Annotated in this window: 15 protein-coding genes and 1 pseudogene; 8 read left to right on the top strand and 8 right to left on the bottom strand. The window is 53.7% G+C overall.

The genetic code is table 11. The features are described 5' to 3' along the window. Window positions 1-63: 63 nt before the first annotated feature. The 4 genes and pseudogenes from RW65_RS23025 to ssp4 all read right to left on the bottom strand — a co-directional run. Window positions 64-237 (bottom strand): annotated as a pseudogene (locus RW65_RS23025) (IS3 family transposase); the annotation flags it as partial. Between the two features lie 83 nt (window positions 238-320). After that, window positions 321-677: a hypothetical protein gene (locus RW65_RS08260; protein WP_039056241.1), complete on the bottom strand. Its 357-nt coding sequence runs from the start codon at window positions 675-677 to the stop codon at window positions 321-323. A gap of 119 nt (window positions 678-796) precedes the next feature. Beyond that, entirely contained in the window at window positions 797-1,399 is a 603-nt protein-coding gene (locus RW65_RS08265; RefSeq protein ID WP_231564373.1) for a hypothetical protein, read from the bottom strand. 5 nt (window positions 1,400-1,404) lie between these two features. After that, on the bottom strand, window positions 1,405-2,382 hold the full coding sequence (gene ssp4, locus RW65_RS08270; RefSeq protein ID WP_039056242.1) for an Ssp4 family T6SS effector: 978 nt from the start codon (window positions 2,380-2,382) through the stop codon (window positions 1,405-1,407). Window positions 2,383-3,230: 848 nt separating this feature from the next. On the opposite strand from ssp4, the gene RW65_RS08275 reads away from it, so the two are divergent. Beyond that, window positions 3,231-3,410 carry a hypothetical protein gene (locus tag RW65_RS08275; protein ID WP_039056243.1) on the top strand — a complete coding sequence of 60 codons (180 nt, stop codon included), beginning with the start codon at window positions 3,231-3,233 and terminating at the stop codon, window positions 3,408-3,410. Window positions 3,411-3,700: 290 nt separating this feature from the next. Then, window positions 3,701-5,062 carry an MFS transporter gene (locus tag RW65_RS08280; RefSeq protein ID WP_039056244.1) on the top strand — a complete coding sequence of 454 codons (1,362 nt, stop codon included), beginning with the start codon at window positions 3,701-3,703 and terminating at the stop codon, window positions 5,060-5,062. A gap of 45 nt (window positions 5,063-5,107) precedes the next feature. On the opposite strand, the gene RW65_RS08285 is transcribed toward RW65_RS08280, so the two are convergent. Next, window positions 5,108-5,599, bottom strand: a complete 492-nt coding sequence (locus RW65_RS08285) for a YajQ family cyclic di-GMP-binding protein (RefSeq protein WP_039056245.1) — start codon at window positions 5,597-5,599, stop codon at window positions 5,108-5,110. Between the two features lie 138 nt (window positions 5,600-5,737). On the opposite strand from RW65_RS08285, the gene panE reads away from it, so the two are divergent. Both panE and yajL read left to right on the top strand, forming a co-directional pair. Next, a complete protein-coding gene (gene panE, locus RW65_RS08290; RefSeq protein ID WP_039056246.1) occupies window positions 5,738-6,649 on the top strand; it encodes a 2-dehydropantoate 2-reductase in 912 nt (303 codons plus the stop codon). Further along, the gene (gene yajL / locus RW65_RS08295) at window positions 6,612-7,205 is read left to right on the top strand and encodes a protein deglycase YajL (protein ID WP_039056247.1); all 594 of its coding nucleotides are present in this window, start codon (window positions 6,612-6,614) and stop codon (window positions 7,203-7,205) included. Before panE ends, yajL begins: the two co-directional genes overlap by 38 nt. A gap of 61 nt (window positions 7,206-7,266) precedes the next feature. On the opposite strand, the gene thiI is transcribed toward yajL, so the two are convergent. Continuing rightward, the gene (gene thiI, locus RW65_RS08300) at window positions 7,267-8,715 is read right to left on the bottom strand and encodes a tRNA uracil 4-sulfurtransferase ThiI (RefSeq protein ID WP_039056248.1); all 1,449 of its coding nucleotides are present in this window, start codon (window positions 8,713-8,715) and stop codon (window positions 7,267-7,269) included. Between the two features lie 212 nt (window positions 8,716-8,927). On the opposite strand from thiI, the gene xseB reads away from it, so the two are divergent. The 4 genes from xseB to RW65_RS08320 are packed head-to-tail and all read left to right on the top strand — an operon-like array spanning window position 8,928 to window position 12,992. After that, a complete protein-coding gene (gene xseB, locus RW65_RS08305) occupies window positions 8,928-9,170 on the top strand; it encodes an exodeoxyribonuclease VII small subunit (RefSeq protein ID WP_017458869.1) in 243 nt (80 codons plus the stop codon). Further along, entirely contained in the window at window positions 9,171-10,070 is a 900-nt protein-coding gene (gene ispA / locus RW65_RS08310; protein WP_039056249.1) for a (2E,6E)-farnesyl diphosphate synthase, read from the top strand. 24 nt (window positions 10,071-10,094) lie between these two features. Continuing rightward, window positions 10,095-11,957 (top strand): 1-deoxy-D-xylulose-5-phosphate synthase, encoded by a 1,863-nt coding sequence (gene dxs / locus RW65_RS08315; protein ID WP_039056250.1) that lies wholly within the window; start codon window positions 10,095-10,097, stop codon window positions 11,955-11,957. 60 nt (window positions 11,958-12,017) lie between these two features. Then, a complete protein-coding gene (locus RW65_RS08320) occupies window positions 12,018-12,992 on the top strand; it encodes an aldo/keto reductase (protein WP_039056251.1) in 975 nt (324 codons plus the stop codon). Window positions 12,993-13,028: 36 nt separating this feature from the next. Here RW65_RS08320 and pgpA read toward each other — a convergent pair whose 3' ends face one another. Both pgpA and thiL read right to left on the bottom strand, forming a co-directional pair. Continuing rightward, on the bottom strand, window positions 13,029-13,544 hold the full coding sequence (gene pgpA, locus RW65_RS08325; RefSeq protein ID WP_039056252.1) for a phosphatidylglycerophosphatase A: 516 nt from the start codon (window positions 13,542-13,544) through the stop codon (window positions 13,029-13,031). Beyond that, on the bottom strand, window positions 13,522-14,499 hold the full coding sequence (thiL, locus tag RW65_RS08330) for a thiamine-phosphate kinase (protein WP_039056253.1): 978 nt from the start codon (window positions 14,497-14,499) through the stop codon (window positions 13,522-13,524). The genes pgpA and thiL overlap by 23 nt, the downstream gene beginning before the upstream one ends. Window positions 14,500-14,520 lie beyond the last annotated feature (21 nt).

Below are 14,520 nucleotides of genomic sequence, written 5' to 3' on the forward strand. Positions count from 1 at the left end.
TCACCATGCAACACTGTACCATATTAGCTTCGAAACACGGTTCGATTACGTGGGATACTTACACAGCCATTTCTGCCAGTTGCGGGTACATGTGATATCAGTCGCACGGGCCTGGTTGGGCTTTACAACAGTAAATTCACGCTGCACGCGAAGAGGGGTGATGACAAAAGACCTTCCGGAGATGCGACGCGCGGCTTTATAGCCACGTACCGCGTTGATCCGGTTCAATTGCTTTATATGAGTACTCACAGAACTATAACCAGTTCGTACTGTTTCAGAGATGCAAAACCGGGTTTCGCCAGTGTAATGTAACGGCTTGTTTAATGCTGTTGTTTATCCAGATACTCCTCAATGTGATGGCACCAGTAACTCAAAGTGAAGCTGGTATCAAAAATGTGGTTGCTCACGCTACCGCTGGGTTTAGAACCTCTTCTGATTTTGTCCAGGGAAGAAAGGTATATATTTCTGACCGCCGGCTCTACGAAGCAGGATTCAAACTCAGTGAGCTCCCCTCGCTTTTTTTGTTTCTCAAGTTTCTTTCGCTCAGAATCAACATGGTCTTTCAAATCGGTGATAAGCCCTGTTAGTACCGGATCCGCTTTGAAACGTGGATATTGTTCGTTTAGCGCTTGCTCGATTACATCGAGCCTTTTTTTAATTTCATACAAACGTTGCATGATCTTATCCTTTATAATTCGAGCGTTCTCTATTCGTATTAGTGAAGATCTGTCGCAGCAGGTCTGGCCCTCTCATCTAGATTTAAATATGTGCGACACCCAGACTTTTCCCTGTTTTATTAGGATGAACCACGCAAGCTTTGACGCTGGATAACCAACTGTTTCCGCCAGACTCTATTGTGCAAAAAGAGAGCGTTAGAACGATAAAATGTGCGACTGTTGATGCACCTAATACTGGTGATAATAAACAATAAAGATAATATTGCACTAACGATAAAACCTGTTTTTTGCCCGCCGTCAAATATGACCGGTAGAAAAACAGCAATAAAGTTAATTATGCTAACTAATCCGCTAAACGCTAGCAGTACCAGGAAAATCTTGAGCGCAGAATAACTTCCACGGGCAACAAAATACATCGCCAGCACTATTAAAAGGCTATAAATCAGCGAAACGGGTACAATTGCGGCCATCACGGCATGCTGCGGCAGCCCAAATCCGTTGAATACGGCCAACCATAACCAGGGCTGCGCTAAGGCAAAACTGACTATTGTTAAAATCATACTCGCTAATAGCGGGCTTCCTGACATATGCCACCCAACCGGGATACCCAGCCGATCCTTTAGCCTGTCTTTAATTTTCTCAAGCTGATGGGGATCAGTAGTCTTAATCTGTCTTGCAATAACCCCGCTTAATACGAGACTTTTGGTAAGGAATTTAATCATTATTATCAATTAGTTCCTATAAACGAAAATGACTGGATAAGACCAATAGCATACCGGGCTGATGATTTGATATTTTGAGGATTACGGAGGGTTCCGGTCATAGCGCTACCGGCAAATGCTGAAGTGTTTATTACTGCTGCGGTTAATTCTCGCTGTAAGGCACGTTGTAAAGCATCTGAGGGATAGCGCTTAGGATAAAAGCCAGCTCGCATAGCTGCTTTCATTCCTGTATTCGATATGCCCGGGTTTTGGGCGCGAATGATTTCCTCGGTTATCCGGCGGCGTTCTGCACGGCTGAGACTTTTAAGCCAGGTAATAACATTAGACGATGTACTGGCTTTCATTAGCTTGTACGTTTCAATCGTACTTTTTAACCCAACTCCAGCCCCCGCCAGCGAAATAAGATCCAGTGCTGTGCTTGTTGTCATATACCATGACTCACTGTCGAGCCAGGTGACAACGTCGTCATGATCCGTCGCGATTAGAGTAATTCTGCTTAATCCAATCACACATTGAGCGACCGTTGCTAAAGTACCCGCAGTGATAATTGCGGCTACAACACCTGAAGCCCCAGCCGTTAATGGTACAGCGACACCCGCACCAATCGCCAGAACGCCAGTAACGACAGCGGCACCACATGAAATGGCTGTTGAAGTAATTTCATTAGCCAGGGATGGCGTCTGAATTGTGTTATTTAGAGCTCTGGTCGCGTTATAAGCTGATGGCTGAGAATTTATCCGGGTAACAATGACGTGGCTGACCGTACTTTGATGTTCCGTTGCTATATTTCTTGAAGGTCTAACAAGCCACTGCTGAGCGCCGTCGGAATAAATTATGCCTGCATGATTGAAATTTCGCGAACAGTCCAACTGTTTCGCCAGTGAACTAAAATCAAAATCATCGCCAGAGGCTAGTCCAAGACTTCTTGCGAACCCATAATCTGGCAGATTATTGTTTTTTGTATACTCTCCAGGTAATGTCATTGTTTCTCTCCATGTGAGTGGGCACCCGTTTTGTATCCGAAAGATTAAAGAGCATATCACAAGAAAAATTCAGGATTAATTCTAATAGCATTCTGCTTAGTTGATAAGGCTTTAACCATCCCTCTTACCTGACCTCACAATCATGGTTTATAACAAGATTACAGTCTGCTCTTTTGCCACTCAGGTTGTACGTTTTGCCTGGTCAAAGCACAGCGTACTCATTCCATTCTTTCTTAAAAATCAAGAAAGACATTCCCCCCTTAACCGTACTGTAGCGATGCTACGGTCCGCCAGTTTAGCCATTTGACAAAATCCCTGAACATGGCATTTAGCGGTAGTTTATGGAGCATATAAAGCAGTTTGTCATGCAACAGCTTTTTAAGTATCTATTCCCCGTTTCGGCTGCGCACCTGATTTTTTTCATCCAACAATGATCTAAAGCTCATTATTTATTATACAAGAATTAGATCATAACCGTTGACGCAGGTGACCTTCTTTCCTTTTCCTCAGGCCACTAGCCGCTTAAGGTAACTCTACACTACTGATAAATACCCCCACGGCTGTGAAATTATCTGCTCTCTATTCCCGTTGTGTTTGTGTTATGCCATCTTGCTTCGGCCTGGCACAAAAGCCGTGATGATCGTCGGTGGTTATGGTTACGTTCAAGATGCGACTGATGCGGCTAACCGACTCAAGCAGGCGAATGGTAGATATTATTAAGCGTTGTACGCTGAAAAACTGGAAATGCTCTACTTCCTGGTTGAACCGATCTTCAAACGAAACCCCAAATTGCCACGGCAGCTAGCGACGGATCAGGAAATCGCAACCTCAATCATGCGGATGATACGATGAACTTTTTTAAACGATGGCTGCGCTGGCAGCTTAAGGTCTTTGGCAGCGTAGCGATGGTCGTTGTGCTGACTATCGGATTTGGAGCCTTAGCCGGAACATACTGGCCGGATTACGCCTGGGGTACCACCGCGTTATTTGCGGCGGTGGTCTTCGGTTTGACGTGCTGGCTGGGTTAGCAGTCATGCGCGCAGTGTAACATTGAGGGTCGTAAGCATTTTATAGAGCCTCGAGCTAACGATGCCCATCCTTTTCGAAACCCCTTCGGAGCCATAAGTTTTGAGTGTCGATAATGAGCTAATGGCACTCAGGTTGCCCAAGAACTTTTTTATCAAACGCAAGGGTACACCGGCCCGCTTATTTTATGGCTTAACGCCACTCTTTACAGGTAACATTTGCTCATCAAGCGGTTATTTACCCCGCCCTGCCCCCGCACTACACTATGTCCGGTTTTCAATATGAGGTGGCAATGAACGATTTCAAAATGACACCAGGCGAATTACGCGCAACCTGGGGTTTAGGAACTGTATTCTCACTGCGTATGCTCGGCATGTTTATGGTTCTGCCCGTTCTGACCACTTACGGTATGGCGCTGCAGGGTGCCAGCGAAGCGCTTATTGGCCTGGCGATTGGTATTTATGGTTTTGCGCAGGCGATTTTTCAAATTCCCTTTGGTCTGCTTTCCGACCGCATTGGGCGTAAACCGCTTATCGTCGGCGGGCTGGCCATCTTTATTATCGGCAGCGTGATCGCCGCCCTGTCCGAATCGATCTGGGGCATTATTCTCGGCCGCGCCTTACAGGGCTCCGGCGCTATCGCCGCTGCCGTAATGGCGCTGCTGTCGGATCTGACGCGCGAGCAGAACCGGACCAAAGCGATGGCGTTTATTGGCGTCAGTTTTGGCGTTACCTTCGCCATTGCGATGGTGCTTGGCCCCATCATCACCCATCAACTGGGGCTGCACGCCCTGTTCTGGATGATTGCCGGGCTTGCCACCGTCGGGATAGCTCTGACGCTGTGGGTGGTGCCCAACAGCCAGCATCATGTGCGTAATCGCGAATCGGGGATGGTGAAAGAGGGTTTTCGTACCGTCATGGCCAACCCGAAACTGCTGAAGCTTAACTTCGGCATTATGTGCCTGCATATTCTGCTGATGTCGACCTTCGTTGCCCTGCCGGGCCAGCTCGAAGCCGCCGGTTTTCTCGCACCGGATCACTGGAAAATCTATCTGGTCACCATGTTGATCTCTTTTGCGTCCGTGGTGCCGTTTATTATTTACGCCGAAGTGAAGCGCCGGATGAAGCGCGTGTTCCTGTTCTGCGTGGCGCTGCTGCTGATTGCGGAAATTATCTTGTGGGGCGCGGGTCCGTATTTCTGGGAGATTGTCCTTGGCGTACAGATCTTCTTCCTCGCTTTTAACCTGATGGAAGCGCTGCTGCCGTCGTTAATCAGTAAAGAAGCACCGGCGGGCTATAAAGGCACGGCAATGGGCATTTATTCCACCAGCCAGTTTATTGGCGTGGCGATTGGCGGTGCGCTTGGCGGCTGGGTAGATGGTCTATTCGACTCACAAACGGTGTTTCTGGCCGGCGCGCTGCTGGCAATGATCTGGCTACTGGTCGCCAGTACCATGCAGGAACCGCCCTACGTCAGTAGTTTGCGCATCGCTATCCCGGAAAATGTCGCCATTGATGATGTTTTAGAACAGCGCTTGCTGGCAAAAGCGGGCGTCAGTGAAGTGCTGGTGGTGGCGGAAGAGCGCAGCGCATACGTTAAGATCGACAGTAAAGTAACCAACCGTTTTGAGGTGGAACAAGCGGTAGCGGGATAACCCCGCTACGCGCTTCGGCTCTCTGCGCAACAGAGAGCCGCGGGATTAATCGCGGAAGTTTTTGAACTGGAACGGCTGCCCCAGATTACCGCCGCGCACCAGCGCCATCGCTGCCTGCAGGTCATCGCGGGCTTTCCCGGTGACACGGATCTCTTCGCCCTGAATCTGCGCCTGCACTTTCAGCTTGCTGTCTTTAATCAGCTTGATGATCTTCTTCGCCGTCGGCGCATCAATGCCCTGCTTCAGTTTTGCTTCCACAAACCAGGTTTTGCCGCTGTGAACAAACTCTTCCGGCACATCTAAAGACGCCCCTTCAATGCCGCGTTTCAGCAGTTTGGCGCGCAAAATATCCAGCAGTTGATTGACCTGAAAATCAGACTCGCTCAGCACCTTAATGGTCTGTTTCTCTTCGTTGAGTTCAAAACTCGCTTCAACGTTGCGAAAATCAAAGCGTGTCGCCACTTCACGGGTTGCGTTCTCAACGCCGTTTTGCACTTCACGCATTTCAACTTCAGACACGATATCGAAAGATGGCATCTTTTCTTCTCCCTCTCTATTTGTTGCGATGCATAATACCCGCAACGAAGCATAACTCAACTTGTAATGCGGGAAGCGTAACTGACGGCACTATAATGGTGTAAGCAACGCTTGCGTAGTTGCAGGTGAGGAGGATAAATGAGAATTACCGTACTCGGATGCGGCGCTTTAGGGCAACTGTGGTTGACCGCATTGTGTAAACAGGGACATGAAGTACAGGGGTGGATGCGCGTTCCGCAGCCGTTTTGCAGCGTTAATGTCATTGAAGAAGACGGCTCGATTTTTAATGAATCCCTGACGGCCAACGATCCTGATTTTCTGGCGCGCAGCGATTTGCTGCTGGTGACGTTAAAAGCCTGGCAGGTTTCCGACGCGGTAAAAGGGCTGGCCGGCCGGCTTTCCCCGGCGACGCCCGTATTGTTGCTGCATAACGGCATGGGCACCGTTGAAGAACTTAAAACCCTGGCGAATCCGTTACTCATCGGCACCACCACCCACGCTGCGCGTCACGATGGTAATGTGATTGTGCACGTTGCCAGCGGGACGACGCATATTGGCCCGGCGCGGCGTCACGAAGGAGAGTTTAGCTATCTGGCGGATATCCTGCAGGAGGTACTGCCGGACGTCGCCTGGCACAACAATATTCGTCCGGCGCTGTGGCGTAAGCTGGCGGTCAACTGCGTCATTAATCCGCTGACGGCGCTGCGTGAGTGTAAAAATGGCGATCTGCGGGCTTTCCCGGACGAGATTAAAAAGGTGACCTATGAGGTTGCAGCGGTCATCGAACGCGAAGGTCACCATATTTCCGCTGATGATTTGGTCGGCTATGTGCATCAGATTATTGAAAATACCGCTGAAAATATCTCGTCCATGCTGCAGGATGTCCGCGCGCAGCGTCGCACCGAGTGCGATTATATTACCGGCTATCTGCTGAAGTGTGCCCGCGTGCACGGGATTGCGGTGCCGGAAAATGCCCGGCTGTATGAAATGATGAAACGTAAGGAGAGTGAGTATGAGCGCATCAGCTCTGATATGTCTCGCCCCTGGTAGTGAAGAGACCGAAGCGGTCACCACTATCGATCTGCTGGTGCGCGGCGGTATTGCGGTCACTACCGCCAGCGTCGCCAGCGATGGCAACCTGGTGATTACCTGCTCGCGCGGGGTCAAACTGCTGGCGGATGCGCCGCTTGTGGAAGTGGCAGATGGCGATTACGACGTGATTGTGTTGCCCGGCGGTCTAAAAGGTGCCGAGTGTTTTCGCGACAGCCCGCTACTGGTCGAAACGGTGCGGCAGTTTCATCTCTCAGGCCGTATTGTCGCCGCCATTTGTGCCGCGGCGGGCACCGTACTGGTGCCGCACGAGATTTTCCCGATCGGCAATATGACGGGTTTTCCGGGCCTGAAAGAGACGATCCCGGCGGAACAGTGGCAGGACAAGCGCGTGGTATGGGATCCGCGCGTCAACCTGCTTACCAGCCAGGGGCCGGGAACGGCGATCGATTTTGGCCTGAAAATTATCGATCTACTGGTGAGCCGTGAGAAAGCCCACGAAGTCGCCTCGCAGCTGGTGATGGCGGCCGGGATCTATAACTACTACGAAGCCTAAAAAAAAGCCCGGCGGCGGTTAACCGTTCCGGGCTTTCACTTCAGCGTGCAGAGGGGCTGAATTACGGGCGATAGACCTTCACATTGCTAAAGCCCTGCTCGCGCAGATAGAGCGCCTGCAGACGGCTCATCACTCCGCGCTCACACCACAGCAGCCAGGTTTTACTCTGGTCGAGATCGCCAAATTTGGTGCTCAGTTTATAGAACGGCAGCGACACCACATCAATGCCTTCCAGCTTCAGCGGTTTGTCATCCTGTTCATCAATCGAGCGAATATCAAGGATCACATCGTTGTCACCAAATCCGCTGACGGTTTCGACTTCAACCACCGTTTCCTGAGTCTGTTGAGCGATTTCGCGAATATCGATATTGCTCGCCTCAGCCACTACCCGCTCGAGAATGTCGAAATCGAAATGCGCCTCTTCGGCTTCGATCTTCGCCTTCACCGCTTTCACCGTCGGGCTTTTCGAGATCACGCCGCAGTATTCCGGCATGGTACGGGCAAAATCTTCCGTACCGATTTCACGCGCCAGATCGATAATGTGCTCTTTATCCCAGGAGATGAGCGGGCGCAAAATCAAGGTATCGGACGCGTTATCAATCAAACGCAGGTTGGTCAGCGTCTGGCTGGAGACCTGGCCCAGCGCTTCGCCAGTGACCAACGCCTGCACGCCGTAGCGTTCAGCCACTTTTGATGCCGCGCGGACCATCATGCGTTTCAGTACCACGCCCATCTGGCCGTCATCCACTTTTTCGAGGATCTCACCGACCACCGGCTCGAAGTTGATGGCCACAAAGCGTACGCGGTGCGAGCTGCCAAAACGGTTCCACAGGTAATGCGCTACCTGGCGCACGCCAATTTCATGGGCCGCGCCGCCGAGGTTAAAGAAGCAGTAGTGCACGCGGCAGCCGCGGCGCATCAGCATATAGCTGGAAACACCGGAGTCGAAGCCGCCGGAGATCAGCGACAGCACATCTTCCTGAGTACCAATCGGGAAACCGCCGATACCTTCATAGCGGCCTTTCACCAGCAGCAGGCGATCGTCTTCAATCTCCAGATTCACCGTCACATCCGGGTGCGTCAGCTTGACGCGGGCCGATTCAACGTGCTGATTTAATCCACCGCCAACATAACGCTCTACTTCAATCGAGCTAAACTCATGCTTGCCGCGGCGCTTAACGCGCACGCAGAAGGTTTTACCTTCGATCTGCTCGCGATATTGCACCAGCGCTTTTTCAAAAATATCGTGCAGAGAAGTGAACGCAACGTCTTCCACTTCCAGAATATGGTGGATGCCCGGAATACGGGTCAGCGCGTCGCGGATAATCAGACGCTGATTTTCATCTTTAGCGCGCACTTCGATATTGTCCCAGTGGCGGACAACGGCGAGTGTTTCATCGTACTGCTTCAGAACGTTACGAATGTTCCCGGTAAGCATTTTAATAAAGCGCAAACGCACAGATTGGCTTTTGATGGTAATTTCAGGGAACAATTTAATGATAAACTTCATGGCGGCAATGGTTCATTAGCAAGCCCGGCTGGGCCTGTATTAAGAAAAAAATACAGCAGCCCATACCTGCGGCTGCATCCAGGCGCGGAAGTATACCACCATCGCTTTCAAGCTGCGCACATTGCATTACCATTGCGCGTTATTTGCTAAGCGCTGCGACTTCGCTACCATAGCTACGTTGACCAAAAAACCAGAAGAGTCAGACATTCACTATGCCAAAGAAAAATGACGCACCGGCCAGTTTCGAAACCGCGCTGAGCGAACTGGAACAGATTGTCACTCGTCTTGAAAGCGGCGATCTGCCGCTTGAAGAGGCCCTTAATGAGTTCGAACGCGGCGTGCAGCTGGCGCGCCAGGGGCAGGTAAAGCTCCAGCAGGCGGAACAACGCGTGCAAATCCTGCTTTCCGATTCGCAAGAGGCCCCCCTCACGCCTTTCGCGCCGGACGCCGAATAAATGGATTTCGATCAGAAACTTAAGGCCTGCGTCGAGCAGGCCAATGACGCGTTACGCCGATTTATCGCGCCGCTGCCCTTTCAGAACACTCCTCTGGTTGAAGCCATCGAATATGGCGCACTATTAGGCGGGAAACGGCTGCGTCCCTTCCTGGTTTACGCCACCGGCGGTATGTTCGGCGTCAGCCAGCAAACCCTGGATGCGCCCGCGGCGGCGGTTGAATGTATTCATGCTTACTCATTAATACATGACGATCTGCCCGCCATGGATAATGACGATCTGCGCCGGGGCTTACCGACCTGCCATATTAAGTTTGGTGAAGCCAGCGCGATCCTCGCGGGAGATGCGCTACAAACGCTGGCGTTCTCGATCCTCGCCGATGCGCCGATGGCCGATGTTGCCGCCCGCGACCGGCTGGCAATGGTTTCGGAGCTGGCACAGGCCAGCGGCGTTGCCGGGATGTGCGGTGGACAGGCGCTGGATCTGGCGGCGGAAGGCAAGCAGGTTACGCTTTCAGAGCTTGAGCAGATCCACCGCCATAAAACCGGCGCGCTGATCCGCGCTGCGGTACGCATGGGTGCGCTGAGCGCCGGGGATAGAGGCCGCGAAGCCCTGCCGCTGCTCGATCGCTATGCGGAGTGCGTCGGGCTGGCGTTCCAGGTACAGGATGACATTCTGGATGTGGTCGGCGATACTGCGACCCTTGGCAAGCGCCAGGGTGCTGACCAGCAGCTAGGGAAAAGCACCTATCCCGCACTACTGGGCCTTGAGCAAGCCCGGACAAAAGCCCGCGATCTGATTGACGACGCCCGACAGGCTTTAAGCCTGCTTGCGGCACAGTCCCTCGATACGACGGCACTGGAATCACTGGCGAATTACATTATCCAGCGTAATAAATAACGAAAACACCACGATGAGTCTCTGATGAGTTTTGATATAGCCAAATACCCGACGCTGGCGCTGGTTGATACCACGCAAGAGTTGCGCTTGCTGCCGAAAGAGAGTCTGCCGAAGCTATGTGACGAACTGCGCCGCTATCTGCTCGACAGCGTGAGCCGCTCCAGCGGGCACTTCGCTTCCGGGCTTGGCACGGTTGAATTGACCGTCGCGCTACATTACGTCTACAACACGCCGTTCGACCAGCTGATCTGGGACGTAGGCCACCAGGCCTATCCGCATAAAATCCTCACCGGACGTCGTGACAAAATCGGCACCATCCGGCAGAAAAATGGCCTGCATCCTTTTCCGTGGCGTGGCGAAAGCGAATATGACGTGCTGAGCGTGGGTCATTCGTCAACGTCAATTAGCGCCGGGATTGGCGTCGCTGTCGCGGCGGCAAAAGAGGGAAAACAGCGCCGTACCGTCTGTGTTATCGGCGATGGGGCTATCACCGCGGGCATGGCTTTCGAGGCGATGAACCATGCGGGCGATATTCGCCCGGATATGCTGGTGGTGCTCAACGACAATGAGATGTCGATTTCCGAGAACGTCGGCGCGCTGAATAACCATCTGGCGCAGCTGCTCTCCGGCAAGCTTTACTCCACGCTGCGTGAAGGCGGCAAGAAAGTGCTCTCCGGCGTACCGCCGATCAAAGAGCTGATTAAGCGCACCGAAGAGCATATTAAAGGCATGGTGGTGCCGGGCACGCTGTTTGAAGAGCTGGGCTTTAACTATATTGGCCCGGTGGACGGTCACGATGTGCTGGGGCTGGTGCAGACGCTGCGCAATATGCGCGATCTTAAAGGTCCGCAGTTCCTGCATATCATGACCAAAAAAGGGCGCGGCTATGAGCCCGCCGAAAAAGATCCCATCACCTTCCATGCGGTGCCGAAATTCGATCCGAGCAGCGGCACGCTGCCCAAAAGCAGCGGCGGGATGCCGAGCTATTCGAAAATATTTGGCGACTGGCTGTGCGAAACCGCAGCGAAAGACAATAAGCTAATGGCGATAACTCCGGCGATGCGTGAAGGTTCGGGCATGGTCGACTTCTCGCGTAAATACCCGGATCAATATTTTGACGTGGCGATTGCCGAACAGCATGCGGTGACCTTTGCCGCCGGGCTGGCGATCGGCGGTTACAAGCCGGTAGTGGCGATTTACTCCACCTTCCTGCAACGCGCCTACGATCAGGTTATCCATGATGTGGCCATTCAGAAGCTGCCGGTGCTGTTCGCAATCGACCGCGCCGGGATCGTCGGTGCCGACGGGCAAACCCACCAGGGGGCGTTTGATATCTCTTATCTGCGCTGCATCCCGGATATGGTGGTGATGACGCCGAGCGACGAGAATGAGTGTCGCCAGATGCTGTTTACCGGTTATCACTATATGGCCGGCCCAAGTGCGGTGCGCTATCCGCGCGGCAACGCCGTCGGCGTGACGCTTGAGCCGTTGCAGAAGCTGCCTATCGGCAAAGGTGTGGTGAAACGCCGGGGCGAAAAAGTGGCCATTCTTAACTTCGGTACCCTGTTGCCGGAGGCGGAAAAAGCCGCCGAGGCGTTGAACGCCACGCTTATCGATATGCGCTTCGCCAAGCCGCTGGATGAGTCTTTGATCCTCGAAACCGCCGCACAGCACGACGCGCTGGTGACGCTGGAAGAGAACGCCATTATCGGCGGCGCGGGCAGCGGCGTGAACGAGGTGCTAATGGCCCATCGTAAACCGGTGCCGGTGCTCAACCTGGGCCTGCCGGATTTCTTTATCCCGCAGGGCACGCAGGATGAAGCCCGCGCCGAGCTGGGGCTTGACGCCGCCGGTATTGAATCCCGCATCCGTAACTGGCTCGCCTGACCCGTCCCCTTCCGCTCCTGCTATGCTTAAACCTATGTTTTGACAAGCAGGAGTGGAACCATGCAATACAACACATTAGGAAAAACAGACCTGAAGGTTTCCCGCCTTTGTCTGGGCTGCATGACGTTTGGCGAGCCGGATCGCGGTAAACACGCCTGGACCCTGCCGGAGGAGAGCAGCCGCCCGATTATTAAACGCGCGCTGGAGGGCGGCATTAACTTTTTCGACACCGCCAACAGCTATTCCGACGGCAGCAGCGAAGAGATTGTCGGCCGCGCGCTGCGGGATTTTGCCCGTCGGGATGAAGTGGTGGTGGCGACCAAAGTCTATCACCAGGTCGGTGACCTCGCGGAAGGTCTGTCGCGGGCGCAGATTTTGCGCTCCATCGATGACAGCCTGCGCCGTTTGGGTATGGAGTATGTCGACCTGCTGCAAATTCACCGTTGGGATTACACCACCCCGATTGAAGAGACACTCGCAGCGCTGGACGAAGTCGTGAAAGCCGGTAAGGCGCGTTATATCGGCGCATCCTCAATGCACGCTAGCCAGTTTGCCCAGGCGCTGGAGCTGCAGGCGCAAAACGGCTGGGCGCGTTTCGTCACCATGCAGGATCACTATAATCTTATCTACCGCGAGGAAGAGCGTGAAATGCTGCCGCTGTGCTATCAGGAGGGCGTGGCGATCATTCCGTGGAGCCCGCTGGCGCGCGGTCGTCTGACGCGCCCGTGGGGAGAAACCACCGCCCGGCTGGTTTCCGATGAGTTTGGCAAAACCCTGTACAGCGAAACCGATGACAACGATGCGCGGATCGCCGAACGGCTGGCGGGCGTTGCCGAAGAGACCGGCGCGTCACGCGCGCAGGTCGCGCTGGCGTGGCTATTAAGTAAACCCGGCGTTGCCGCGCCGATTATCGGCACCTCAAGGGAAGAACAGCTGGCAGATTTACTCGGTGCGGTGGATTTAACGCTGAAACCCGAGCAGATCGCCGAGCTGGAGACGCCCTATAAACAGCATCCGGTAGTGGGTTTTAAATAATCATTAAACCTCCCTCTCCTGGCGGAGAGGGAACATTTACAGCAGACCCAGCGGCCAGTGATGGCCCAGCAGATAGAGCAACCCGGCAGCGATAATCCCGGCGATGATATCGTCAACCATGATCCCCATACCGCCGTGCACGTTGCGGTCAAACCAGCGAATCGGCCACGGTTTCCATATATCGAGAACACGGAACAGCACAAACCCCACGGCAACCCACTGCCAGTCATTGGTGGGCAGCGCCATTAGCGTTATCCACATCCCAATAAACTCATCCCAAACAATACTGCCGTGATCGTGCACGCCCATATCTTTTGCCGTCTGGTGACAAAGATAGACGCCGATGGAGATACCGAGCATCACCAGCAGCGAATAGAGCTGCCAGGGCAGAAACGTCATGGCCCACCAGAAAGGAATCGATGCCAGCGATCCCACGGTGCCGGGCATAATCGGGCTTAAACCGCTGCCAAAGCCGGTCGCCAGCAGATGCCAGGGGTTGCGTAAGTTAAGGCGGCTTTTAGCCACATCTTTAGTGCGCGGCAAAATGGTCATATCCTTTCCAGTCAAACGTCACGGCTTTGCCGTCACGGGTGAAGTGTATCCCTTCAATATCGGCGCTAATCTGCCCGATACAGGTAAACGGCGCGCCCAGGTGCGCCATCGCCACATCCAGTGCGCCGCGATTGAGTTCCGGCACGGTAAAGCAGAGTTCGTAATCTTCGCCGCCGGAAAGCGCCCAGCGCAGCGCCCGATCGGCCGGGGCATGACGGCGAAGCGCGTCGGAAAACGGCATCGCATCGAGATCGATACGTGCACCGCAGCCGCTGGCGTTCAGCACATGGCCCAGATCGGAAATCAGACCATCCGAGAGATCGATTGCGGAGGTGGCGAGGTTACGCAGCGCCTGCCCCTGTAACACGCGCGGCGTGGGGCGCAAATGACGCTTCGTTAAATAGTGCGCATCAACGGGATCGCTTACGCTCAGCTGCTTTTGCAAAATCGCCAGCCCGGCCGCGCTGTCGCCCGGCGTACCGGTGACATAGATCCAGTCGCCAGGCTTTGCGCCGGAGCGTTTCATGGCGCGCCCGACCGGCACATAGCCATGAATGCCGATAGTTATCGACAGCGGACCGCGCGTCGTATCGCCGCCAATCAGCTGCATATCGTAGTAACTCAGCTGCTCGAACAGGCTGTCGCTAAAGGTTTGCAGCCAGGCTTCATCGACTTCCGGCAACGTTAGGGCCAGGGTTAACCATGCAGGATCGGCACCCACCGCCGCCAAATCGCTGAGATTAGACGCCAGCGCTTTATAGGCCAGATCCGCCGGATCGATATCGGGTAGAAAATGATTGCCCGCCACCAGCGTATCAACGCTGATCGCCAGGGTCTGTTTTTCGGGGACATTGAGCAGCGCACAGTCGTCGCCAATACCGGTTTCCACATCGCGACGCGCGTTGCGTACGCGATCAAAATAACGGGCAATCAGGGAAAATTCGCCGCATGCCATACGTTATGCCTCTGTAGAAAA

It is taken from the genome of Enterobacter sp. Bisph1 (assembly GCF_000814905.1).
Classification (GTDB): domain Bacteria; phylum Pseudomonadota; class Gammaproteobacteria; order Enterobacterales; family Enterobacteriaceae; genus Kosakonia.